General features: G+C 37.1%; 24 protein-coding genes. 2 read left to right on the top strand and 22 right to left on the bottom strand.

Features of this window, described 5'->3' with window-relative positions:
- The first annotated feature begins 121 nt into the window (after window positions 1-121).
- Together HMPREF1212_RS25015 and HMPREF1212_RS25010 are read left to right on the top strand one after the other, a co-directional pair.
- Window positions 122-1,297: a hypothetical protein gene (locus HMPREF1212_RS25015; RefSeq protein ID WP_046151572.1), complete on the top strand. Its 1,176-nt coding sequence runs from the start codon at window positions 122-124 to the stop codon at window positions 1,295-1,297.
- Window positions 1,298-3,169 (top strand): ATP-binding protein, encoded by a 1,872-nt coding sequence (locus HMPREF1212_RS25010; RefSeq protein ID WP_046151571.1) that lies wholly within the window; start codon window positions 1,298-1,300, stop codon window positions 3,167-3,169.
- A 581-nt stretch (window positions 3,170-3,750) separates the two neighbouring features.
- Here HMPREF1212_RS25010 and HMPREF1212_RS25000 read toward each other — a convergent pair.
- From HMPREF1212_RS25000 to HMPREF1212_RS24895, 22 genes are all read right to left on the bottom strand, one after another.
- Window positions 3,751-5,940 (bottom strand): type IV secretory system conjugative DNA transfer family protein, encoded by a 2,190-nt coding sequence (locus HMPREF1212_RS25000; protein ID WP_046151569.1) that lies wholly within the window; start codon window positions 5,938-5,940, stop codon window positions 3,751-3,753.
- Window positions 5,941-5,957: 17 nt separating this feature from the next.
- On the bottom strand, window positions 5,958-6,614 hold the full coding sequence (locus tag HMPREF1212_RS24995; protein WP_046151568.1) for a hypothetical protein: 657 nt from the start codon (window positions 6,612-6,614) through the stop codon (window positions 5,958-5,960).
- An 18-nt stretch (window positions 6,615-6,632) separates the two neighbouring features.
- Entirely contained in the window at window positions 6,633-7,136 is a 504-nt protein-coding gene (locus HMPREF1212_RS24990) for a hypothetical protein (RefSeq protein WP_046151567.1), read from the bottom strand.
- Window positions 7,137-7,139: 3 nt separating this feature from the next.
- Window positions 7,140-7,985 carry a conjugative transposon protein TraN gene (traN, locus tag HMPREF1212_RS24985; RefSeq protein WP_046151566.1) on the bottom strand — a complete coding sequence of 282 codons (846 nt, stop codon included), beginning with the start codon at window positions 7,983-7,985 and terminating at the stop codon, window positions 7,140-7,142.
- 21 nt (window positions 7,986-8,006) lie between these two features.
- Window positions 8,007-9,173, bottom strand: a complete 1,167-nt coding sequence (gene traM / locus HMPREF1212_RS24980) for a conjugative transposon protein TraM (protein WP_046151565.1) — start codon at window positions 9,171-9,173, stop codon at window positions 8,007-8,009.
- Window positions 9,174-9,180: 7 nt separating this feature from the next.
- The gene (locus HMPREF1212_RS24975; protein WP_046151564.1) at window positions 9,181-9,534 is read right to left on the bottom strand and encodes a hypothetical protein; all 354 of its coding nucleotides are present in this window, start codon (window positions 9,532-9,534) and stop codon (window positions 9,181-9,183) included.
- 11 nt (window positions 9,535-9,545) lie between these two features.
- Window positions 9,546-10,160 (bottom strand): conjugative transposon protein TraK, encoded by a 615-nt coding sequence (gene traK / locus HMPREF1212_RS24970; protein WP_046151563.1) that lies wholly within the window; start codon window positions 10,158-10,160, stop codon window positions 9,546-9,548.
- Window positions 10,161-10,187: 27 nt separating this feature from the next.
- Window positions 10,188-11,324 (bottom strand): membrane protein, encoded by a 1,137-nt coding sequence (locus HMPREF1212_RS24965; protein WP_046151562.1) that lies wholly within the window; start codon window positions 11,322-11,324, stop codon window positions 10,188-10,190.
- Between the two features lie 137 nt (window positions 11,325-11,461).
- On the bottom strand, window positions 11,462-12,190 hold the full coding sequence (locus HMPREF1212_RS24960) for a DUF5045 domain-containing protein (RefSeq protein WP_232430223.1): 729 nt from the start codon (window positions 12,188-12,190) through the stop codon (window positions 11,462-11,464).
- A gap of 59 nt (window positions 12,191-12,249) precedes the next feature.
- A complete protein-coding gene (locus HMPREF1212_RS24955; RefSeq protein ID WP_046151560.1) occupies window positions 12,250-12,969 on the bottom strand; it encodes a hypothetical protein in 720 nt (239 codons plus the stop codon).
- Window positions 12,966-15,515, bottom strand: coding sequence for a hypothetical protein (locus HMPREF1212_RS24950; protein ID WP_046151559.1), 2,550 nt, complete (start codon window positions 15,513-15,515; stop codon window positions 12,966-12,968). The genes HMPREF1212_RS24955 and HMPREF1212_RS24950 overlap by 4 nt, the downstream gene beginning before the upstream one ends.
- A 20-nt stretch (window positions 15,516-15,535) precedes the next feature.
- The gene (locus HMPREF1212_RS24945) at window positions 15,536-16,189 is read right to left on the bottom strand and encodes a hypothetical protein (RefSeq protein ID WP_046151558.1); all 654 of its coding nucleotides are present in this window, start codon (window positions 16,187-16,189) and stop codon (window positions 15,536-15,538) included.
- A 6-nt stretch (window positions 16,190-16,195) separates the two neighbouring features.
- Window positions 16,196-18,916 (bottom strand): TraG/VirB4 family ATPase, encoded by a 2,721-nt coding sequence (locus tag HMPREF1212_RS24940; protein ID WP_046151557.1) that lies wholly within the window; start codon window positions 18,914-18,916, stop codon window positions 16,196-16,198.
- Between the two features lie 26 nt (window positions 18,917-18,942).
- A complete protein-coding gene (locus tag HMPREF1212_RS24935) occupies window positions 18,943-19,380 on the bottom strand; it encodes a hypothetical protein (RefSeq protein ID WP_046151556.1) in 438 nt (145 codons plus the stop codon).
- 371 nt (window positions 19,381-19,751) lie between these two features.
- Window positions 19,752-20,054, bottom strand: a complete 303-nt coding sequence (locus tag HMPREF1212_RS24930; protein WP_046151555.1) for a DUF4133 domain-containing protein — start codon at window positions 20,052-20,054, stop codon at window positions 19,752-19,754.
- 6 nt (window positions 20,055-20,060) lie between these two features.
- A complete protein-coding gene (locus HMPREF1212_RS24925) occupies window positions 20,061-20,438 on the bottom strand; it encodes a DUF4134 domain-containing protein (protein WP_046151554.1) in 378 nt (125 codons plus the stop codon).
- Window positions 20,439-20,509: 71 nt separating this feature from the next.
- A complete protein-coding gene (locus HMPREF1212_RS24920) occupies window positions 20,510-20,848 on the bottom strand; it encodes a DUF4134 domain-containing protein (protein WP_087880948.1) in 339 nt (112 codons plus the stop codon).
- Window positions 20,838-21,305 carry a hypothetical protein gene (locus tag HMPREF1212_RS24915; RefSeq protein WP_046151552.1) on the bottom strand — a complete coding sequence of 156 codons (468 nt, stop codon included), beginning with the start codon at window positions 21,303-21,305 and terminating at the stop codon, window positions 20,838-20,840. The genes HMPREF1212_RS24920 and HMPREF1212_RS24915 overlap by 11 nt, the downstream gene beginning before the upstream one ends.
- Window positions 21,306-21,642: 337 nt before the next feature.
- On the bottom strand, window positions 21,643-22,524 hold the full coding sequence (locus HMPREF1212_RS24910; RefSeq protein ID WP_157317145.1) for a hypothetical protein: 882 nt from the start codon (window positions 22,522-22,524) through the stop codon (window positions 21,643-21,645).
- A gap of 49 nt (window positions 22,525-22,573) precedes the next feature.
- Window positions 22,574-22,906 (bottom strand): helix-turn-helix domain-containing protein, encoded by a 333-nt coding sequence (locus HMPREF1212_RS24905; protein ID WP_046151550.1) that lies wholly within the window; start codon window positions 22,904-22,906, stop codon window positions 22,574-22,576.
- 17 nt (window positions 22,907-22,923) lie between these two features.
- Window positions 22,924-23,835 carry a toprim domain-containing protein gene (locus HMPREF1212_RS24900; RefSeq protein ID WP_046151549.1) on the bottom strand — a complete coding sequence of 304 codons (912 nt, stop codon included), beginning with the start codon at window positions 23,833-23,835 and terminating at the stop codon, window positions 22,924-22,926.
- A 64-nt stretch (window positions 23,836-23,899) separates the two neighbouring features.
- On the bottom strand, window positions 23,900-24,925 hold the full coding sequence (locus tag HMPREF1212_RS24895) for an AAA family ATPase (protein WP_046151624.1): 1,026 nt from the start codon (window positions 24,923-24,925) through the stop codon (window positions 23,900-23,902).
- Window positions 24,926-24,955 lie beyond the last annotated feature (30 nt).

The following is a 24,955-nucleotide window of genomic DNA, read 5'->3' as shown; positions in this document are numbered from 1 at the left end:
TCAATATTATGACTTTATTAGTTTAAACTTATGAATTAATATGAAATTGAGCTACTTTTGCATGACGAATAGCAAATAGTCAAGTCATACTAATAGTTCAAGTCATCAAAATAAATTTAACATGAAACTAGAACAGCTTAAAAATATCATTCAATCTTCCCATATAAGCTTCTTATTTGGGTCTGGCTTATCTCAGCCATATCTATCGACACTAGGTAGTATAGAGAATCTATTGACAGAAAGTGCGGATATAGATGATAAAAACATTAGAACATTGGTTCAGCTGTCTTTGTATGTGAAATATTTAAAGGGAGTAATGTTTCCTTGTTTGGAAGAATTCACAAGAGAATCTCCTCTCTGTGACAAAGTAATTAGCAATTACGAATGCTTCTTGAAAAATTGGAACGAGATTATTGCTAGGAGAAAGGACACTTTGTTGGACAAGCAAGTAAATATCTTTACCACTAATATCGATAATTTCGTTGAAATATCAGCAGAGTCTCAGGGCATAGAGTTTAATGATGGTTTTAAAGGTCATCAGACTCCGGTTTATCGAGAAGATAGTTTCTCCAATATTGTTTCAAAGGTTAGCCCTTTATATCAGAATAGTGCATTAATTCCAATTTTCAACTTTATGAAAATTCATGGGTCAATAAATTGGATTCAAGGAAAGGACAATAACGTAAATTATGATTCAACACTACAGCAACTTCGGAATTTAAAAGCATTATGTGATTCTTTAAATTCAACAGCTATTTTTTCATCATTTTCTGAAAAAACCCCTCTATGTGAGATTGTGGAATTTGCGAAGGATTATCTTGAATTAGATGTTGTTGATCCAAATGTTGATCAGTTCATAAGTGAATATAATAAGCTAATAATGATAAATCCTCGCAAGACAAAATTTAGAGAAAGCGTTATAGACTTACACTTCTATGAATTAATGAGATTATATTCAAATAACCTTGAATGTGCATCAACATTATTAATGGCTGCTGGATTCTCTTTTGCTGATGAGCATATTGCGAAAATTACTGTTCGTGCAGCTAACTCAAACCCAACATTATTAGTTCTAATTTTTGCATATAACCAAGAAGCTGGAGATGCTATATCTAACAATATTTCAAAGGCTGGTCCTGTAAACAATAATAATATTAAGATACTAACTCCTGAGAGATTTAAGTTATGTCAAGATCAAGAGTTTGCAAATGAGAATCTAAATGGTCTTGCAGCGTTCGATTTTGAATCGATTAATAAATATGTTTTTGACAATATTCTTAAACTAATCAATAAATAAATGGATACGATTGTAAATGACTTACTGCAAAAACAATCAATATTTCGAGTTGGTGAAGTATTGTCAGTCAATGGTAGAGAGGTTTGCATTAAGGTTGATAAAAATAAAAATTTATCCCATCTTTTATATAGAGGTGAGATAATTAAAAATGTATCAGTAGGAAGTTATCTAAACATCCTAAAAGGATTTGTTCATATTGTGGCAAAAGTTGAAAGTGAATATATTAAGGAAAATAACGACGTTAATGATTCATACCATAATAAGAATGAGGAAATTAGTAGAACTCTAGTAGTTAAGCTGATAGGATATTTTGAAAATGGCTTATACCATAAGGGAGTAAAAGAGCTTCCTCTTATAGGTAATGAATGCTTGTTAATGGATAATAGTGAATTCTCATTAATTCATAAATTTGCGAAAGATGATGAGTTGACTATTGAAATTGGTCATCTAGTATCTGATAGCAATGTGCCAATAGAAATCAGTATTAATAAGTTGTTTTCAAGTCATATTGGAATTTTTGGAAATACTGGTAGTGGAAAGAGTTATACATTAGCTGGTATTTACAAGAAGTTGTTTGATAAAGTAAGCGCAAACAAGATGTTTCAGAAGAATGCAAAATTTTTGTTATTTGATTTCAATGGGGAGTATTCAAAGGAAGGAGTAATTACAGATACAAAAAAATCATATATACTATGTACTCGTAACAGCACGGGGAATAAAATACCATTAAAGAAGGAGGATCTTCTCAATCCAGAACTTTTTAATATATTGGCTAGCGCAACTGAAAAGACACAACAGCCATTTATTAAAAGGACTTTATCGTTCTATCAAAATGTTCATTCGAAAAAATATGTTATATCCTATATAAAGGGTACATTGCATAATCTTCTTAAAAGTGTTCTATCTATGCCCGACCATACTAAGGCTAAATTATTATTGGATTATTTTGAACAGATATTACCAGAAAAAATTAATGAATCAGGAATAAGCATTGGCTTACAAAAGGATTTAGAATGGCATGGAAGCAGGAGTTCATATTATACAATTGTGGCTGGAGATATGAAATTCTTTAATAATTCTATAGGGCAATCTTACATTAATAGACTATCAATATATAGAGCTATAGATGATTATGCAGAAAATGGAAATTTTGTTGATATTATTATAAAATACCTATATATACAACTAATTGAAGATGTTATAAATAATAGAGCTATCAATGAACACATTGCACCGGCAATTAATAAGCTAAAGGCTTTGATGAAAGATTTCGAAAAGGTATTTATTATTGATGACAATGCTGATTTTTGGAATAATAATTATTTTGTAGTTATCGATTTGAATGATGTGAATATAAATATGAAGAAACTAATACCTCTTCTTATATCATTCAAGCTTTATACAACCCATAAAAAAACAAAAAATGAAACTTTGAGTGAGTCCTTAAATATTATTGTTGATGAAGCTCATAACATCCTTTCTTACGAATCTATGAGGGAAAGTGAATCATGGAAGGACTTTAGATTGGAAACGTTTGAAGAAATTATAAAAGAAGGCAGAAAGTTTGGAGTCTTTCTAACAATTGCCAGCCAACGACCTTCAGATATCTCATCTACTATTATTTCACAGTTACATAACTATTTAATCCATAGATTAATTAATAACAGAGATTTGGAAATGGTAGAAAAGGCAGTATCTTATTTAGATAAATTGTCCATAGAGTCTTTACCTATTCTTCCTGTAGGAGCTTGTGTATTATCCGGGGTTATTGCAGATTTGCCAATTATTGTACAAATGTACAAGATAGAGAAACATTATAGTCCTAAAAGTGACAATATAGATTTGATTAAGAATTGGATTGATGAAGTCTAATCTGAATCAAATGAATTATGTTAATAGTTTTAGTTCTATCCATCTCCTCCGTTTGATGGATGGAATTACCTTACCTTTCCATTTACAGAATGTTATGTACTCATTCTCTATGTTTTTTTCGCCTCGCTTGATTTTCTGAATTAGCCGACTTTCAGGTTTGTTCTTATCGCCCAAGATAGAGACGTGACCACAGTTATAGGCGAGTGTGGCTAATAAAATAGTGTTAGAACCATAGTCACGGAATAAGTAACATAGTTTCTTTAGGTCACTACGTAACAACGAATCAGCCTGTCTCTTAGTAATCTGTGATGTAAGTTTCTCACCAGGTTGAAGTCGATGTCCATAGCCAACGTATGGATAGTCTTTTTGGGAGTGCATACCTTCACAATATTTTATAAGCAAAACAGCCCTCTCAAATTTGGGAAGGCTATAAAGTGAAGAATACTCCTTTGATGTTATGTTTGTATTTTGTTGTTTGTCTTTTGCTGAAACACTAATCGTCATTACAAGTAGCAGTACTGTCGTCAAAAGTCTAATGTTCAAGATTCTAATCATTTATATGGATTTTAGATTCCAGCACACTAAATATGCTTATCCTTGCCAAAGATGGAATTGATCATTTCTTTTACGTCTTGTCCCACCTGAACAAAATTCTTGTAAAGTATGCGCTCACGCTCATCTACAGGACCGAAATTATAGAATTTAGGGATTGGATAATGTATATAATCCTCTTCTTCCTTTTTGATAGCTTCCATGTCAAAATCAGTTTTGCAGTAGAATTTTGTGGTTTTGAACTCATGACTTTCTTGGATATTCATTGAGCCACCACGTCCAGTCTTGGTTACTACAAAATCACGTGCGGTCTGACCACAAATCCATCCTGTAGGCATATCACTGATTTTTGATGCTGGAACAAGGCTGTCAAGGTTTTCATTGAGATTTATAGAAGTTTTATCTCTGTCGATAGTTACACCTTTCTTTATCTGAACTACCTTACCGAAGATATCACTGCTCAACCATTCAAGAGTTTCTTTACTTCTTGCAGAACCACTTATCACATTACCGACTGTGGTGATTATTTTCTGCATACCAACTTTACCATAGTCGGCTTCAAGCTGTGGCAATTCCTGAAAACCTAATGCAACGCTTACCTTATTGCTTCGGGCTGTACCTATCAAGCGGTCTATCTTGTGGAAATAGAGAGTAGGTAACTCATCCACAATGATACTTGTAGGTATATTTTTCCCTTGACCGGTGTTTACTCGTGTCACAAGTCGATTTAGAATTAAAGCATTCAAAGCCCCGATGATGCTTTCCATCTCCGGGTCATTAGCAATGAGAAGATAACTTGGATTCTTAGGGTCACTGACCTTTAAGTCAAAGTCATCTCCGTCTTTGTGAAATATCCAATAACTCTCTTTTGTTGCCAATCTACTGGTGTAAACACGTAGAGTACCAATCATACCCTCTAACTGTTCCATGGCCTTGTTCTTTAAGGCTGTTTGGAATGGACCAAGTAAAGGTGCGACCTCGTTATCGGTTTCAAGTACAGCAAAGATGGTTTGGTAACTTTCATTGAGAAAGGACAGAATATGTGGCATATCAGAGTATTTACCTAACCAATGGTCTGCTTTTGTTTCTTCTCCGTTATGGTCAAATACACGTCCTGTAGGTTTGAGTCTTTTTGTTGTTGGGTCAAGAATTTTTTCCGCAATCAACATCGTTCCATTCTTGTCGTACGGCTCTTTCTCATAGTTTATGAAGAAATATATGCAAGCAGCTAAGAAGTTGACGGCAGATGTTTGGAAGAATTGGTCGCTACCGCCACCACCTTCTTTCTTTCCTTTTTGAAGGGATTCAAGCAATGTCTCAGCAGTTTCACTGGCTGCTGCAAGATTGTTGATGTATTTCTGCTGGATAGGATTGATTCTCTTGGAATACTCAACTTCAACAAAATTTATCATATTGAATTTACATCCATCTGGAGTATTACCTGCCTTTTGATTGATACGGTAATGGTAGTATAATTTCTGTGCGAGAGTCGGGAACTTGTAGTCATATACAACTAACGAAAAGCCCTTCGCACTATGTTGACGGATAAACGGTTCAATTACTGAAAATGTTTTACCTGAACCTGGTGTTCCGACTACCCATGTTCCTCGGAACGGATTACTGATTGATATGGCTCCTTTGCGAAATTTACCTTTATAATAGAAGCGCATTGGAATATTCACAGAGTATTTATTTTCCTCCATCTCCGTACATTGGTCAAAGCTTTCATTCTCAAAGTTGAAACGATCTTTTCCAAGTCCTTCTTTCAGAAATTTGCTAATGTTATCCAAAGCTATGTGTACAAGAATTGTTCCCACTATTGTTGTAATCATATAGAAAATGATATTCAATCTTAGGGAATAAAAATGTGCATCCATCGTGAAGCCAAAGAGCCACACGGATAGGATAAGTAGTATGACACCGCCTAGGATGGGATAAAGCACTTGCTTATGTGAGTCGAATTCCAGATGCTTTTTGTTTCGTGTACCTACGCAAGTGATACAAACGAGGAAGAAAGTGACTACTTTGCTATATATCAGATGACCATCATTATAGATAAACCATTGTTTGACTCTACCATGAATGTCGGCAAGGATACCTCCGAAATGGTCTAGCATGGCTGGTTCAAAGGCATATTCAAAGAACTCCACCAATATGGAGATATAGATGACTGCCCGAAATATTTTATAAGCTCCCTGTAATTCTTTACTTTCTTCCATGAATTTGATATTCGTTTTTAATTATTGAGTGTGAGAATGGCTCGTGCCTTATGAGTCTGTGTCTTTGGAGTTTCTTGCATCGAACCGCTACTAAGTGAGTAGAGCCATGCCTTGGCTAACTCTTGTCCTGATACTTCGGTACTAGTCCAGTACCAACAGTCATCCGGATTATCAGGGATTGGGTCGCCACCACATTGCTTTAAAATAGGGTTGATTAAATCTTTTGCTGCATAGAGCATACGCATTTGTGATACTGAAGGGATATAGGCACTTTGTCCATTATTCCAAAGTTCAAATACGCTATTGGCTAATGGAGAAGAAACATCTCTGCAATTAAACATGTTGAATGTATTCTCATTGCCGTCCCATTTTGTAACATCAGTCGATGTGCTCTGTTTTACACCTAGACTATCAGCAAAGGCAGAGGGGGTTACTTCATATAGATATACAGCTGTTCCATTGCCAGATGTGTTATCATCAATATTGATATCAAAAACAACCGCAACTGGTGTCTTATGTTGTTTCTCGACATCTGTTATAGGCATTATTTTCCCGTCACTACAAAGTACATGACATACCTTTGTGTCTGTATCAGGAAAGTCTTTGTGAGCATCACATGATGTAAAGGTGATTACTGCTGTAGCTATCGCTAACATCGAAAATATTTTTCTCATTTTGATTATTGTTTTCGGTTATAGACTGTATTTGATTCCTAAAGCAGCCCCCGTCCTAAAGGTGTCAAGGCCTTTTATCATGATATCTGTTTTTACTTGCCAGAAGATTTGCCAACCGGATTGGAGAGCATAGCTATGTTCGTAGCCTACATGGATACCACCGATAACCTTGTCGGTATCACTGCCTACGGAAGCTCCAATACGCACATTGCCATGATTGTTTCTGCCTCGTACCACACAAGGTTTATAGGCTATACCGAAATCATAGGTACGGTAGTTTTTCCAAAAACTGTCGGGGCAAACATGACCGCAAGAAGCACACTCATCCCATTTCAGATACACATTGCCAAAATACTCCCACGCATTATGATATTTGGTTTCATGTTCATAGGAGAGTGTTAAGTCTAAGCCTCTTTCATACAATACTCCTGTACTTAAAGATATTCTATTTGAACCGTCTTGAGCATGAGATGATGTTAGGGTGACAATAAACAACATTGCCATTAGAATTACTTTCTTCATAGATTAATCCTCCTCCAATAAAACTGCATTAAACGAATCAGCTGACAGGACATCTTCATAATCGATATTTAGAAGGATATTTCTGCCCGAAATTTGCTTCTCTGCCATCTCGATGGTAAGAACCTTGTCATTTGGGAAGGTCATTTTCTTAATGACAATAACATTACGATACCCATACTTGAATGACTTCGCTTGTTCCAATATCATCACCGGCTGAATCTCGATAGATTGTGTATTGGTCGCTTTCGACATCTTTTTATCATCCAGTTTCAATCGTATTTGGTCAATATCAAAACGAATGTTGGTTTTGTTGTCAACAGAGAAATCAAGAAAGAAATAGTCACCTGCCGTGTAGATGTTATTCAGTCGCATAACCATTCGATGTTTCTTGGTTGCGATATTTCTTATCTTTGCAGGGGAGTTCCATATCTGGCGTGCAAAGCGAGTCATATCAACTGTTGACATACTTACTGCCGGATTGTTATAGGCATTGCGCTCGATTAGTTGAATTTCCTTATCGGTTACAGCTTCCTGCATTCTTGTAGTATACAGAAGTGCATATTGGGTGCGGTATCGTTCTGTTACAATGGTTACAATTGCCAACACATCACCATCTGCATGAAGACCTTCTTTGGGTTTTAATCGTATGGTATTGTTGATGGGTTGGTCGCCAATAACCTTGTCGGTAGATATATCGACAAATCGAATTGGCTCCGAAGCCGTGATAACTGTTGTCACCTGCTCATTGATGGTGAGCTGCTCCATCTCCTCATAGGTCTGTTGTGCTAATATCGGAGTGCTTGTTACGGCGCAAAGTATCAATGCGCCAAATATTTTCTTGATTTTCATAATTGCTGATTTTATTTACGCTTACTTATTCTTTTTACTTTCCTTGCTATTGATGAGATACACGAATGTTCCGTATTTCAACTTGACTTTATTCTTTTTGATGGCTTTACCAATGGCATTGCTAGTCTTTTGATAAGCATTCGTCATAGCCTGAGCAGCCCATTGAGTCATACTGTTACCTGTGTTTGTACCATTATTCATTTCCATATTTCCTGAAGCTGCACTACTTGCTACATCTTTAGTGGTCTCTCTGAAACTGCTACTAGGAACATAAAGTCCCTCCATGCCATCTGTATCATAGATGGACAGATTTATCTTTACTAATTCGTCATCAATAAGCATACTTTTGATGTTACCCTTTACTCGTTGCGAACCAAAGCCACTCATTGTGGCATACAAGTATGAACCTTTTGGTACAACTAGCTCTCCGATTTCCACATCATCGAGTAAGCGCAAACGGATACGAGTCCCATCGGTAGCTTTCACGTCTTCATCAATGATAGCCTTGATTAGATTGGCCTCTTTTTCGTTTTCAGCGAGGGTATTGAAGTAGTCAGAAGAAACTTTGACTTTCTTCACAACCTCAGTGGGTTCTGACTCTTCGGATATTGCGTTTCTTGACTTATCGTTGATGTTTACGCTACCGCTTATGTTTCTGTTTGCGGGATTGGTTTCATCAGCTTGTTGGCCAGTATCTGTTAAACCTGTCTCTTGTTGGGCTTTCAACCTCGCCTGAGCCAATGCTTTGTTGAGTTCTGCCAATGCTTCGGATTCTGTCTTATCGGTGTCGGTTTTCTGCATGCCTTTCTGTCTTTCCATTTCTGCTGTACGTTCGGCTGCTTCGGCATCAAGCTTCCGAAGTTCTTCGTCTGAATATTTCGATTGAAACTCTTCTTTTTCATTATTGTCTTCTATTTCGATATTGTTTACGGCACTATGATCCTCAATCTTGCCGTAAGAATTGAGCATATTCTCGTATTTGCCACCAATGCCATCACTCTTTATCTGTGCTTGAGGAAGATTCGGATTCAGATATTCCGTAGTCTGCATATTGGCATCTTTCTTCTCTGCCAGTTCCGTATCAAACATATCGAAAACGAAATATGCTGTTCCAAGCAAAGGGAGATATATAATCAGCGGTAGCATGTATTTAGGCTGTTTGAAATTGATTTTATCGGTCAGCTTCATGATGATTCTATTTTTGTTTGTTTATTGGGTGAATATTCCTACTTTCTCCCTTATGTCTGGAGCGTATAAGTGAATCTTGTCTCTCGATGGCAGATATTGAACTCTGCTTGTGGTTATATACTCTCGCCATACGGTAGATATTGAAGCCAAAACTTAAAGCGACAAATCCAAAGACAATAACTAAGAATAGTGTTTTGTGTATATCGGCAAATCGTTGTACATGTGCAGCCGCTTTGTCAATTTTCAATGTCTGGGCAAACTTGCGTCCTGCTTTCACTTCACGCTGATAACGTTCCTTATACTGAGGGTCGTTCTTGTCAGGCATCTTCTCGCCAAACAACATTCGTTTTATTCCTTTCATATCTTATGTTTTTAGTAGTTGACTTTTGTCTTTTGGTCGATATCCTTGTTAAGTAGCGTTCTCCAGTTGACAATCAAAAGTCCATGAGGATTGTTATCAGTGCGTGGTACTCTTTTCAACTGTCCAGCCGTTACAAGCTCACGAGTCAGAATATTTGTTCGTCTTTCTATTCGTTGACGACCGTAATAAGTGAATTCCATTTTCTCCTTATTGAACTTGATGCTATCGCAGAAAATGCTGAATACAGCACTTGTTCCCATGATATTATTATAGAAGCCTTTTTCTTTCAGAGTATTATACTGGGCAAGACCAGTTTCATCCACTAGATACATGGCTTTATTCATGGTGTATTTTATATACTTATCATCAGGAGCCAAGGTGAAAAAGTAGTGGTGGAAAGCTTCAATATGTGCTTTTGCTTCCACATCAAGCGTTTCATCCATTGTCGTCCTTTGCACTAAGATTGGAACATTGCTATCCAAAACATAGATTTTGTTTTGTGCATCGACCACCATATTACGTGCTGTCCAAATACTCGAAATGCTAATGAACACACAGCCAACGAGGAAAAGTCCACAGATGATAGTCACAAGTTTGATTTTATTCTCTAGATTTTTTATTACCATTTTATGATTACATTTTAGGGGTTAAGACTATTTGACTACATGTCCAATCAATCCCTGAGTAGACATTTTTGCTTGTTGAGCAACACCTTCACCAAAGTTTCGTGTCGAGAATGCGGTATCGCCATCGGGTATCATCCATGCTGCCAAATCAGGAACGAGGTTAAGACATTTCAACGCTACGATACTTGCAGCCATCAGATAGCCGGCAGAGAAGAATGAATTCTGTAAGTAGGATGCCATAGTCTGCTCAGAAGCGGTGATTGCAGTAAGGTTTTCAACCTGTATGCTCAGTACGATATCAAAGAGCAAAAGCACATAGAATCCAACGAAGTAGAGCATGGCTCCATAAAAATGCACCGTCAGATATCTTGTTATCCATTTAGCCCAACTGCTTTCCCATTTTGGCAACAGACTGAACGCCCATTGTATAGGACCGAAGATTGTTAGCATTCCTAGGAGTATTTGCTGACAATAAATAGTGCTCCACCAACCGATTCTAAATACTATCAGAGATAAGAGCATCACGATTTTGTCAAGTCCGACAACAGCTCCAGCAGTGAGCGATGTAAACCAAAGACGGCTTGCATCCTTCTCCATATTGGTAACTTCTTCAACACCTGCACTTACCATTGTCTCTTGTACGACAGCAGGATCCGAAGTTCCTTTATGGGCTACATCGGCTTTTGCCTGTAGGTCGTTATAGATTGTGTCTCGCTTATAGATTAGTTCTTGCACTTCAGTGAACTTATCTTCTATCTGAGCTGCTTCCGCTTGATAGAGGTCGTGAGTGTAGGAACCTATGGAATTAGGTACATAACTCAGGAAATCAAGGAAGCACCATTGGCTACCACCTCCAACCATGCCTGTATCAGCAGGTGGATACCACCAACAGAGAATGATGGAGACAGCCAATGGTTTGAATAATTTCATCACATCCAACGGCTCATGTTTAACCATCATTTTGTATGCCATTCCTGATGCCATGACGATGGAGAATAGAGCTGCCAATGCCATACACATCTGTACAAGCCACCAAAATGGACCTTGTGAGCCTGTAAAAGTAGCATCACAAAGAAACTCGTTTGTTTGAAAGATGACATCATCAATCTCTTCTTCGAGGAGATTAATGCCAAAATCTGATAATATGTTAGTACCTTCAGCCATAGATGATTACTTGTTTGATTGTTCCGTTACGTATAACTTTGTTTTTAATCCTGCTTTTCTTATCTCCACGTTTCTATCTGTGATGATTGACATTTGTCGGTTAAAACTTTGCATGCTAATATTGTTATTGGTTTATATCATTCGGATTCCTCTATACTACCATTACTTGACCCTCCGCTTTCTTTTGAGTTACTGGCTTTCTTCCAGTTCCGCTTTGCCAAAAGAATAATGCTTGTCTTATCGGCCAGTTTATAATTTGTGTTGGATGAGAGAAGCTGTTTTGTCTCTTTAGCTGTTTGGAAACTCACCAGTTGTTTTACCAGTGTCTCATTTTTATAATTCAATCCGGCATATATATCCAAGTACATTTTCTTTCGTTGTGCATTGGGCATATAGTAGTTTTTTATTGATTTGATGGCACATTCATATTCGTTGTAATACTCAAGCCATTGCTTCCTTTGTTCATAAGATCCACCCATCGGAATGATTCGATCTATGTTTTTCTGAAAGACATCCAACTTGCTTGTTATCTTTGAACCCTCTGCCAACCATGCTAAATCAATACTTCTATCAGCGAGGTTAAGTGCTTCTATTTTAGCTCGTTTTGTCAGAGCTGAATCTATTGTTTCTGCATAATCAACTTGATTGTAACAGCTTATGCTAGCTATCGTGCGGTAACCTTGCTTATTCTTTGCGGCAGCTGTCTTTTTGTATGAATTATGTGTTGCCATATAATATAGTTCAGGAGAGAGAGAACCGGCTCCAGTTTCCATCACGGTAATCTGATTCTGTTTAGAGGAATCATGATTGTATGATACTCTCTGTGCATTAGCATAATCTGCGGAGCACAAAGTCATTATTGCCATAAGACTGTATGTCTTTATTGTCATCTTCATTATTCAATATTTATAAAATTGTACTTATGCTATTTCTCTAGTTTTCCGGCTTTCCGCCATCTTCCAAATGCATCATCTATCATTTCTTTCTTTGTTTTCGTTCGATATACCTTCTCTTTCCAATAGCCCATTCTCAACTGGATGTATCTCCAAGTGTCGAAATAGGCTGTGTTAAGCATCTTTTCTATATTGTCAAGTGATGTATTGATACTTTCCATGACTACAAGCAAGTCTGCTGTTGAACAAGCAGCAGCCCCTGTGGCGTATAGCACTAAATCACTGAGCGATTTATAAAGATATTCTCCCTCTTTAGCAATATTCGCAATGGCTTTTATGTTGATACTTATGAGCATTGTATCTGCCAACTCGATATGCTTACGTTTCACCACCTGAGAGTTGAAATCGTTCAAGAGTTTCTTGTAGTCTGATATTCTATCACTGACATTCTCATAAGTATTAACGGCATTCATGCTTGTACGCAATGATTGATACAACACGTCTATCACGTCAAAAGCCCTGGTATATTTATCTAGTTCGACATTGATCTCTTTGTAGTTATTAGTCTGCTCACTACTATACTGATGAAGGAGTTTATTGCTGTATTCCAATGTTGATCTTGCCAATAACAGACTACGCTGTTTCTTATGGTCATTTATGTAGGCTTCTACACTCACAACATCAAAACCCCATTGTGCCATCATCTTGAGAGGGGATAGTAAAACGATAAGCATAAAAATCAACTGTCTCATTGGTCATTCTCCTCTTCATATTTGCCATTATAGCTATCAGAGTGTTTGGTACTGGCAGCCTTACGCAACCAACGTTTACGACATTCTTCTACTAAGGTTAATCGTCTGCCTTGGTCTGCATTAACATAAGGGGCTATATCAAGAAGAACATCTATGATATTACGTTTGTAATGCATCATCTTCTCCAGAGAAACAAGGTCTGCATATATTTGTGTAATTCTACTGTCTATCTCCATTGCGATATTCAGCCTGTCCGATGACCATAGAAGATGACGTGTGTCATCTGTATTGTCTGTCTCTGCCGGTTCCGTCTTTGCATACTCAGTAGTAATCTTACAAGATGGATATTCACGGGCTATTTCGGATATGCGTTTATTCACTTCATCAGCCTTTTGTTGTTCACTTTTGTTTGGATCAAGCGTCAATACATCGACAACAGAGGTATCTGTATATTCTGATGTAAGTGACCAACTGATTTGCATGATAGCTCTGTGTATCTTGATACCCAAGAAATATTTAGGTTTTCTGGCAATACTCAATGTGGCTGTGAATGTTATTACACCATTGATGTTTGGCATCGTTGCTTTTCGGATATAGGTATATCCATTCCAAGAACCTTGTCCTTGCCAAGTCAGGTTATAGGCTGATTTACAATCCGCCATGATAGCAGGGATACGATAATAGTCATCAGTAGCAACAGAATTGTCGTTTGATGCTTCTGCTTTTGCATTAGTGATATCGTTGAGTTTCTGTTGCCATGTAGTAAGTTCCTTCTTAAGCTCTGCAATATTATTTGAATTCTGATTATACTGCTCACGATAACGAGAAGCATCATTAACACTTGCACTAGCAATATATTGCAGCAATGTCTTATTCTGCTCTTCCAAAGCGGCTATCTCCAATTCCAATTTGCTGATAGCACTCTTTGCTTCCTGTTCCATTGCATCGAGTTCAGATGTATCAAGATTGCTTTCTGAGATGGTTGTACTCATAGCACAATCCTTACTGTGGTTATTTAACGAGCCACTGCAACTACTGCATTTATAGTTAGTTGTTCCAGAACCTAATGTGACACCATCACTACAAGTTACGCTGATAGTTACGGTTTCACACCCTTTAAGCTTTGCTGCATCAGTAGTCTGATAATACTTTTTGCTATCCGAACCGATATAGTATGTATAGCCATTCTCATTATCATTAAAATCAGAAAGGCGTGCCTCTAGTTGTGCTTTGAAAGTATTCAGATCCATAGAGTAGGAATCGAAAACGTCTTCGTATATTTCTTCTGTATGGTTCCAACTCTTTGTGACATGAATCTCATAAGCATAGGCTTTCTTCGTCTGTCTATTGTTACGTGTAATAATATAGCTCGACCACCAATAATTCATAGAGTAGGTATTGCCATCATTACTGTTATTGAGTTGCTGTATACGATTTCTAGACCATCCGGCCATATTTTCTGAATTTCTCAATACCGTTTCCATCTGAGAGGAGTTTGGATAGAAATTGGGATCAGATGTATCAAATCGAGTCCAATGTGGTCCCGAGATTATGTCATCTTTACCTGTCGGTGGATAATAATCACAAAGAACAATACGTCCTTGGTCACGACGATATATATACCATCGTTGTGTATAGTATTGTCCCATAACGCCATCTACATAATCACTTATCCATGAGGTCATATTGTAATTGGAAAAACTAAAAAGTGCTGATACATTATCACTTCCACCAATAGCTTCAAGTAATACTCCACCGGCATCTTTTTCAAATTTTTCAAAAGTGTTGGCATAGTTTTTCGCTATGTCAATGGCTGATGACATCTTTCCTGAAAACAATGAATTGAACTGGCTTGACTGCATTAATGTTTCACCAAGATTAGTAGTTCCGGCCGCTGCCAAATTTGCTCCTGAACTATAGAGATTATCCAAATCCGCTTTTAAGTCATCTTTAGAGAAATTGGTAGGTATATTAGAGAAATCTTTGAGCATAGCCTCGAAATCAATATTTCCTATTTCTGATAATTTTAGGATGGATGCAATCTCTTGGTTGATTTGCAGAAACGCTACATCTGAAAAAGACAGGGAGGAATTTGTTACCACACTTTCAAACTGCATACACAGATTTTTTGTGTCATCACATATTTTCATCAAATAACTGCCCCAATACATAGCTGTTTGTGGACTTTTGATCATCAGACCCGCTACTGTCCATATCTTCGGCATAATCTTATCGCTAACCATGTGATAGATACGCTTGTAGAAATAGTTTTCTGTAGAGCTTGACCAAATGCCTAAGTTCGTAAGTGCCTTTCTCTCCAGAAACTTGGAAGCAAAAATACCTGCGGAAGCTACTTCAGCGGCATTATAGTGTTGAAGTATTTTTTGAACTTGCTCATTGTAATATCCTTCAGTAACGGCTTCTGCATTATAGGCAGCAGCCATAGCTGCGATAGTTTGTTTATCGTAGTTTATGCTGTAGTACTGTGCTCTAGCTGAGACTATCACACAAAATAGAATTGCTATAATTACCTGAAACCGTTTCATTGTTCTCTTGTTTGGTGGGATTATTTTGATGTTTGTTTTGGGCTTTCCTGACTTCTACATTCTGATGCACGTTGCACGATATCATCTGTAAAGACTTTGAACACTTCCGATGATTGTACCATAGCTATCTGCAAACGGAATGAGAATGGGAAAAAGAGTCTTACAAACCATGATTGATGGGTCAACAGTTGGATTCTGGTCTGATGACGCATCCACTCCAAATCATTAAGCGTCCCTTTTTCAAATGGATTAGCATTGATCTTGTTGCGATATTCTATTTGATTGTTGGATTTCTTATCCTCTGTTTGCTTTGAGTTTCCCTTGAGCGTTTCCTCTTTAATGGAGGCTGATCCTTGCTTTTTCTCATAAGTATCTTCGACCTTTTCTTTGCCATGTAGTTTGTTATACTCTGCATCCTTATAGTCTTCGATGTCTTTATCTGTCATACCAAGACGTAATCCATAACCTGCAAGATGTTCTTTTATTCTATCTACAATATCTTTTGTGATATGAGGAACTTTGAGCAGCTCTTCTTCTGACATCTTACATATTGATTCATAGGAATCACCATGACGATCTTCTTTATTTAATTCATGTGCCAACTTATCTATCAAGCTTGGTCTGATATCCAACTCGATGAAATGTAAACGATTTACTAAATCTATTCTTTTCATTGTTTATTAATAATTTGGTTGTTTTTTCTTGCTCAAATTCAAAACACATCCTTCTTGATTAATCTTTTGAGCAAATTGTAGTGATTTAGCAATACCAGATGCATCCCAGTCTTTACAATAGGCTTCAATAGCTTGTTGGTGATTGCAATTCAACTCTTTCTTGTAGAGTTTCAAAGCTTCTTTCTCGGCTCTCTCAGTTGTATATGTCATGTAGCACTCATGTGGTTCCTCTACGCCATAAACACCACTGGTAGTTCCACGCCGAATAAAGACCTCACGGAAGAAACTACGACCTTCTTTATTCTCAAGTCGGTTGATCGTAAAAATCTTCTTGCAATCTACATCGGTCAATCCGAGGATAGCTTTAATGGTATCGAAGCGTTCACGGAACTTGCTTTGGTCAAGTAGCATTACTACATCTGAATTATTGATGATGGCTTCTTTCACAACAGGAGAACCAATGATATCTTGAATCTCTTGAGTTACCACACCAACAGATGCCCAAAACTTTCTCGCAGTTTTATAGAGGTACTTAATGTACTCTGCCATCAATGGACTTGCTATAGCTTTCCATGCTTCCTCAATCACAAGTACCTTGTGGTTCTTCTTGATTCGCATCTTCTGCAAGAACACGTCCATAATAATGAGTGTGACTATAGGGAAAAGAAGTGGGTCATCCTTGATTGCATCAATCTCGAATACGATAAAAGTCTCATCGAAGAGTGAGCCGTCCATATCCTCATTAAGAGTTTTATCATGGTTGCCACCTCTATAGAAGTCCTTCATCATATACCGATAGGTACTTATATCTATTCCTGTAATGCTGTTCTCATGACAGATAGCAGGGATACGTTGAACAGAATACTCATAGAAGGTATTGAAAGAAAGGCTCTCTACCTTTAGTTCCTTACGTCGATTTTCGATTTCGTCGATAACATTATTGATACGTTCATCTCTCTGTTGCTGCGTTTCGTCTGGATGTTGGTTCATCAAGTTGTGTTCGTCTATCTCAATACTTTTCTTCAAATCATCACGCTGGGGTGGTGTAAAGCCGTTGAACCCATTAAAGAAAGTGGAATAATATTCCGTTATAACTTGATCTATGAGTCTGTCTTCTGTTTTGGAGATAGTTCCTTGTGTACCTTTCCAAATGAGTAGCACCAAATTTTTCAAGAACCCAGTTTTCTCCACGTTAAGTTCCTCTCTCTTGATTCGGAAAGGATTCATGGTTATGGGCTTCTCTTCCGTATAGGAGATATATTTACCTCCGACATACTCACAAAGTCCTTCATAAGAGTTACCGGTATCGACCATAACAACGTCAGTATTCTGTTCCCAAAGTTGACGGACTACGCTGTTCATATGAAAACTCTTGCCCGAACCTGATGGCCCTAAACAAAAGAAGTTGCTATTGTCAGTCAGCTTGTTACGCCCTTCCTTACCAGTAATATCAATTGCTACGGGTACTCCTTGACGGTCGGTATAATATATTTTCAGCGGAGTATCTTCGCTATGCTGAATTTTCTCTTTATACATTAGACATGTTGCCGCATCACCCAATGTCAAGAATCTATCGTAGTCTTCGTTCATACTATAGCAGTTTCCCGGAAATGAATTAACGAACAGTTCCAATTGATTGTAGGCTCTCTTGCTTATATGAATACCCATGCGTCCAAATGCATTCTCCAAATGGTTTGTACATTTTTGAATGTCTGTATCAGGAGCAACTGCGACAACCATGTTATAATGTGTATAAACCAACTGCTTGCTTTCCCTCGCAATTACTTCTTGCACATTCTTTATATCCTCTACAGCCATTTGGTTGGAAGGATTAGGCATACTGGCATGACGATTCTTCTTCTTGTCAAGTAATGCTAATTCACGTTTTTGATTCGGAAGGAAAACAATTTGATTATAGACAACAGTTTCAGCCCCAGGTATGCTGTCAATCAACGACACCATATCTACTGGCATAGAAGTGTTGTTTACCTCTATATTGGTAAAGGGACGTACTTGTGATGGTAGATTTGCACAATCCACATCTACGAGAGAGAATACCTTGCAGCGTTTGTCACCCATAGAAATCATTTCATCATCAACCTTAAAGCCTGTCATGGATACAGACTTATCCCTGAAATTCATCGCAAAGAATCTATCAACATATTCACTGGCTTCTTCCTTACCAAGGAAACGAACAGGGATACCTGAATCTTTTAACTGATCATAAACCTTATTGATTTTGACGATGAAGTCTCGCCATTTCTTGCTATCGTAAGATAACAGACGGCCTTTCTTGTTTTCTTGAGTGATGATTAGATATGAACTGGTGTCGGTATATTCTCTACCTTTAAAGTATTTAAAATATGATTCAGAAAGGAACTCATGCTCATTTCCACTTTCGTCTTTAAACTGCTTTCTGGTGAAGATATCTTGCTTATGCATGGCATACCCTTCGCCTAATGTTTGTGAGATGGCGGAAAAGAGATGGCTGAACTCATAGTAACTATCGATGTTGGCTGAGTATTTCTGCACAGGATTCTCTATACGCATAACTGCCGAAAACTCGCCAGTCTTTGTATATATCACACCGGTATTCTCAATGTCTTCTATTGAGAAATAGATGTCTTGGAATATTTTCTTTCGTTTGCCACCTGTTCCGAAAGCATAGACACTAATTGCCATGCCTAAGCAGATTGCAATGAAAAATAGAATAATGTACAGTACCATTTGATATTGTTTTTATGACTGGTTGATTAATGACTCATTTCGCACACAAGGAACTCGATGTGACATTCCCATATATTTTTAAATTTATCAATGCTTTCACAGACAGCTTGATGGCAACCCATGTATTCTTTGGTATTATTCAGATCATAGTTTTTCACTCTCCAAAAAGTGATAATATTCAAATCACCATAGATTGCTTCCCTTAAAGTATCTATGATACTGATTCTCTTATCTCCAGTTAGCTTTTGGAAATCAGCATAGCATTCCTTACTGATTTTAAGAGGGAGCACTACAGGTTTTAGATTAGCAAAGCCAATTGTCAATTCAATGTAGCCCTTACCTTTATCCTTAAAATCAAGTGATAGAATATCTTTAATGGTTAAGTTTCTGATTGCCATAAAACCGATTCTCATACCTGCATCTTGATTGCCGTTGCTTTTATTTTTTCTTTTATTCTTAGTCATTTCGTTATTGATTTATTGTTTTGCTTGTGATACTATCCGTACTCAAATTTTTGACAGAAACAGATGTGATACTATCTTGAATAGATGTTGTATCTATTACTGTTATCTGAGTTACAGTTGTTTTTTGTACTTCTTTACTCCATTGTATCCTTGCCTTTTCTGCTGACCTTACGGCATCAAGACTAGGTGGAGTGTAATGTTTCTCCTTACATGAGATACAAAGTGCCGATACCATCAGACATAGAATGAGTGGTTTCTTCATTGATTGTGGAATTTATAAAGGCAGGCTCTGCCTGGATTTTAGGTAGAACCTGCCTGCGTTCAACATTTACTAATAATCCATACGTTGGTCATGATGGTCATATCTTTACTTAAATGTGCTTGCTTCTTGCGTAAATGAATATTCCTCGGTCGTTCTTCTTAGTGTGCAGTCCTTTCCGTTGTTTGATTATGATTAGTCCGGCACCCACTGAGATAGTAGCGACCAGAACAATTAATCCTGCGACAAATCCTAGTAGGCAGTATGCTGCAATGAAACCAATGATAGCTCCGCCTACAGTTCCTGCCGCCCAGTAGATATATCTTCCTTGAAATCCCATAAATTCAAGTGGCTTCTGCAAGCCCTTGAAAAGGGGATATTCAGGATAATGGATTGTCTGTTCTTTACTGGTCATTTATGCTTAGTTTGTTACGCCAAAGAACAATGGAAGTGCTTGAGCTGCTGATACGAGGAAAATACATGCGCCTACAATCATCATGATCTTTTTCTTGACATCTTGCTCTTCGTTGTTCATGGCAATGTATACGGAAATCGCACCCACAACGGCTACGACACCAGCTATCGCATAGCACAACTTTACCACAATAGGAACATATTTAGCTATCTCTGCGGTTACAGTTGTCAGGGCTGTTGTACCAGCTGAGTAGTCTCCAGCTGAGTTTTGTGCCATTACGGCACCTGTGCCAACGAGAAGCATAAGAGCCATTGATTTTAATCGTTGAGAAGAAGCTGCTCTTTTCGCAGTCTTCTTCAAAAAGTTCATTGTTTTATTAAACATTCTTCTTGATTTAATTTTAATTTTTAATTGTACTTATATTACTCGTTGCGCATTGAGTTCGGTTTTAGTGGCTACCAAATTTGATAGCCGAAGAATGCAGGGAATACGATGGAAGCACCTATCATGAAAATACATGCTCCAATGAGCATCATAATAGATTTTGTTATACCATCTTCTCCTGTATTCATTTTGATATATATCTGAAGTGCTGATATTATTACCATGATTGCTGCTATGGCATAACATAGCCAGAGTACATAGAGCATCATTGTGACAATATAGTCGTGCATTGTTGCGAGTGCATCTGCTCCCCAACTGTAATCCACGCCACCACATTTGGCAAAAACGGACTGTGGACAAAATACGAAGAGGAGCAAACACACGTAAATGATTAAATATTTATAACTCATCATTTAACGATGTTACTATTACTCTTGGTTTACCTATTCCTCTGTCACCTCCGTTAAGTATGCATGCTGTAGTATCATCTTGCATCATTTGATCTTCCATATAAATGTGGGTAACCTGCATCTTTGGTAATACCTTAGCTTCGATAATCTTTACTATATCTTTTTTCGTTGTTTGATTGGGTTCAGGCTGAGCTGGTTTTTCAACTTTTATATCTTCGGGAATCTCATCGTAGGTATGAGTTGTGGTTTCGTATTGCTTATCAGCTACTGAGAATCCATTACCTTTTTCTGAAACAACAACGGCTTCTTCCAATTCATCCATATCACCAACGTCGAATACTTCCTCATGTTTGTTTTCTTCATCTTTCTTACCATATAGGTCTCTTGTTATCATCACTGCATAGTAGATGATGTAAGCTACAGTTAGGACAATTGCAAAAATTAAAAATGGACTCATATCATACTTTGTTTATTAATCTGTTTTGTGACAAGAATGCCAGTTGATTATTCTCAAGACAGAGGTTGTAATAATGAAAAATATCTTATTCTGTCACATTCAAACCTTGTTTTCAGGTACAAAGTAAATTTGAAAAATTGAGATATAAGAATTTTTAGAGGCATCCCAAATCATTCTTAACATCAATTCTAATGGATAATATAATCATACTTAAATATCATATTTTGGAGAATGTTTTGTTTTTCAAAGTAGTTGCCATTTACCTTACGATGATGCAAAAAAGGAGACCTTCCTAATGGAAAAGCCTCCTAAATCATAATTGATTGGGGATATAGAATTATCTTCTATATTGTAGATACTTTGTCAAGCTAATATCATCTATATACCGGAAAGATTCATCAATTGTTTTATCCTTATATAATCCATAGATAGTATCTTTCATTGTGTGGCCGGAAAGGGAGTGATGGAGATAGAGATGGATTTCCTTATAACTGACAAGTCGTTGTAGGCAGTTATGTAAATAATCTGCTGAATGAAGTAGAATATAATCACAGGGAACAGGTGTATCCATTAATTTATGACCATTGGATTCCAGAGTTTTATAACTCAGAAAATCCATATAGGTTTCAAAAATGCAACAGGTATCTTGAACTCCTATAGTCTCATGATGAAGTATGGACAAACCATCTTTGCCCAAGAACCCTTTAAAGTATGGATTGTGAAGTAGGTAACCTCCGTATATAGTTTTGAACGCAAGAGCTACATAGTTCTTTTCCTCAATTCTATATATTATTTCTTTGGCAAATATCTTTGCTTCATTGATATCTATTCCTCTTGAGCGCAGGTATGATAGTAAAGCATGGTTGCTTAGTCTATTACATGAATTTATTATCATTTCATCTGCATCGTGTTTTGGAATTGGTTTTACAGAAAGTTCATGACCAATAATCAGATGCTCATATTTCTCAAACTCATCAATAACTTTTTCAACGTTATTTGATTTATGCCATATACGTCCAAATGATATAACGTCACCACCTTTATTGAGTCCTCTATCATGCCATACGTTCTTAACGATGTCAACCTCGAAACTATTTTTATTATCATTATAAAAAGGTGAATTGAAGTAAACGGTATTTCTTCGCTTCTTCACTGGCATACAGCCAAATTCTGATAATAGTTCTGTCAGACTGATTTTATTTATTTGTTCGATATTCATAGGATTGAATTTAGTTCTTGTTCGGATATGGTGATACCATTCCCACCATTTATTTATGTCCATAGTCATTGGGGTATTTATTTCTTTTTCTCGGATGCTGTTTCAACCAATCGATAAGCTCACTTTTGATAAAATAAATCTTTCGGTCGGTCTTGTAATGGGGAATACTTTTGTTGCGTGCCATCTTATACAACTGACTATGCGACATATCAAGAACTATTGATGCCTCTTTGAAAGTGAAGATATCTTTATTCAAAAAGATGGTTGCTTCTATTTTTTCAATTCTTTTCAGAAAATCAGAAAAGATACCCAACACCTTCATTTCTTCTTCAATCTGCTGAACTCTCTCTTCTAGTCTTAGAATCTTCGGGTCTGTATTCATTTCATCTTCTATTTATGTTATACTTTAGTTTTACCTGTTATGAAATCATTTACATCAGAGAATTTAGCATATCGTTCCCGGCAATCTTTAGCTTTCGAACCATATCTTTCAATGATGGTTCTTGTAGCTGATTTTCCAGCATCGTCGTTATCTAGATAGAGAAATAATTTATCGTATCTCTCCAAACATGGGATGGCCTTGTTTACCATAGCAACAGAATTAAGAACTAAATAGTCACAGACACCATCTACACATAGCCATCGATCTCCTCGTTCTTTACATGTCTTGTATGAAAGAAAGTCGAAAAAGCCTTCAAACACACAACATTGACGTACAGGCAGTTCTCGTTCTTTAGCTATATGAGTGATATCTTTTTTCCCGATACATCGCTTGAAAAATTGATTGCGTATCTCCATACCATCGCTATTGTTATTGAAACCTATGCCATAATATGTTTTGTTGGATGAAATTGTATAGTATACTTCTTTGCAATACTCTTTGGCAACATCAATACTAATTGCCCTTCCCACTAAATAGTTGATAAGATTGGCATTGCTGATATCAACTATTCTATCAATGATTGTATTATCATTCTTGACTTTATTATTTCTGATAAGTGCTTCTCTGTCCGGGACGGGGATGAAAGATTGATTATCATCATTATTACTATAAGATTTTAAATGGCAGATAATACCATTATTGTCTAAAAGTGGGTTCATGGCTTGAACAAGATTGATGATATTGCCACCTTGAGCTAATGCAAAGTCATACCAAAGATTGGTATTCATATCTACTTTGAATGAGCTATTCGTTTCTTCGTGCAAAGGTGATAGATACCAATAGGTATTATGGTATTGTTTAGTTGGCTTAATACCCTTATGATAAAGGTAGTCCACGATGTTTATCTGTTTTATTTCTTCAATTGTCATTTTCTTATGATTTTTGGAAGGTATAAGTATTATATATATAGGGGGAAAATACCTATACTCATACTTACTCCTGAATGTTTAATATATTGGGATAATAGTTGTACACTTTATTCTCATTCTTTATGATACCACTTGCAGATAGTAACTTTAGCAATTCCTTGTATGCCACTAGGCCTCGTTTATAGCCATGTGCAGTATAGGATTCACCAATTCTTGATACCATTTCCGCATAGTTGGTAGGTTTATATTGACTAAACAGCTCATCTAGAATTTCCTTATGAACAGTTTTCGGAAGAGTTGTAAGTTGTGGATCACGCTGCTTTACAACGGTAACTTTGTAATCCTCCTCAAGAACAGGGAGGGAATTATCATCAATATGAAAGGCGAATGATGTAAATTCCTTGTCTCGCATGTGCATAGGGCGCACTTCACTGATTTCAGTATTCTTGCTGTCCTTGCTTACGACAAGAACTGTTTCAGCCTTATTCTCAAGCTCTGTACCAATATGTCCTCGTGTATTGCTGTCATTCTTGTTTAGATGCAGCACACAATGGATATGTAATTTATAATTGCTTGTCCAGCTCATCAGTTTGGTAATCAAATCTGTGGCTTCCTTTGCATTATTGATGTCATACATTAAGTCACGAAGACCGTCGATAATAACAAGCCCATAACCTTCACTTTTACGAAGGGCATAATCAATCAAACTGAGTCGTAGGCTTGGTGTGTACTCTCTAAGGCCAACAAACTTTATTCTGTCAGTATCTTGACCAATTGGCAAACCTGCCATCTTCAAAATACGTTCAAGTACATTATGGCAATGGAAACGACTTTGCTCTGTATCGAAATAGTATATCTTACGTTTGCCTTTGGGCAGACTAGCTCTGTAATTGAGCACATTACTATTGGTAAGAGCTGCTGCAACCATAGCAGATATATTGAAAGTCTTTTTACTCTTTGCCTTTCCGGTTGAAGCACTAAAATTACCGAATGTTGCCACTACACAGTCACCGACCCATAATATCTGAGGTGGATTCTCAGGTCTTTCAGTAACTTTTATCTGCCCCTTATTCAAGCACCGCTCAAGCATATCATCCGGATAATCGCTTTTAAAGTTGAA

Origin of the sequence: Parabacteroides sp. HGS0025 (assembly GCF_000969845.1) — a bacterium.
GTDB classification, from domain to species: Bacteria; Bacteroidota; Bacteroidia; order Bacteroidales; family Tannerellaceae; genus Parabacteroides; species Parabacteroides gordonii.
This window is presented reverse-complemented; position numbering and strand designations above follow the sequence as displayed.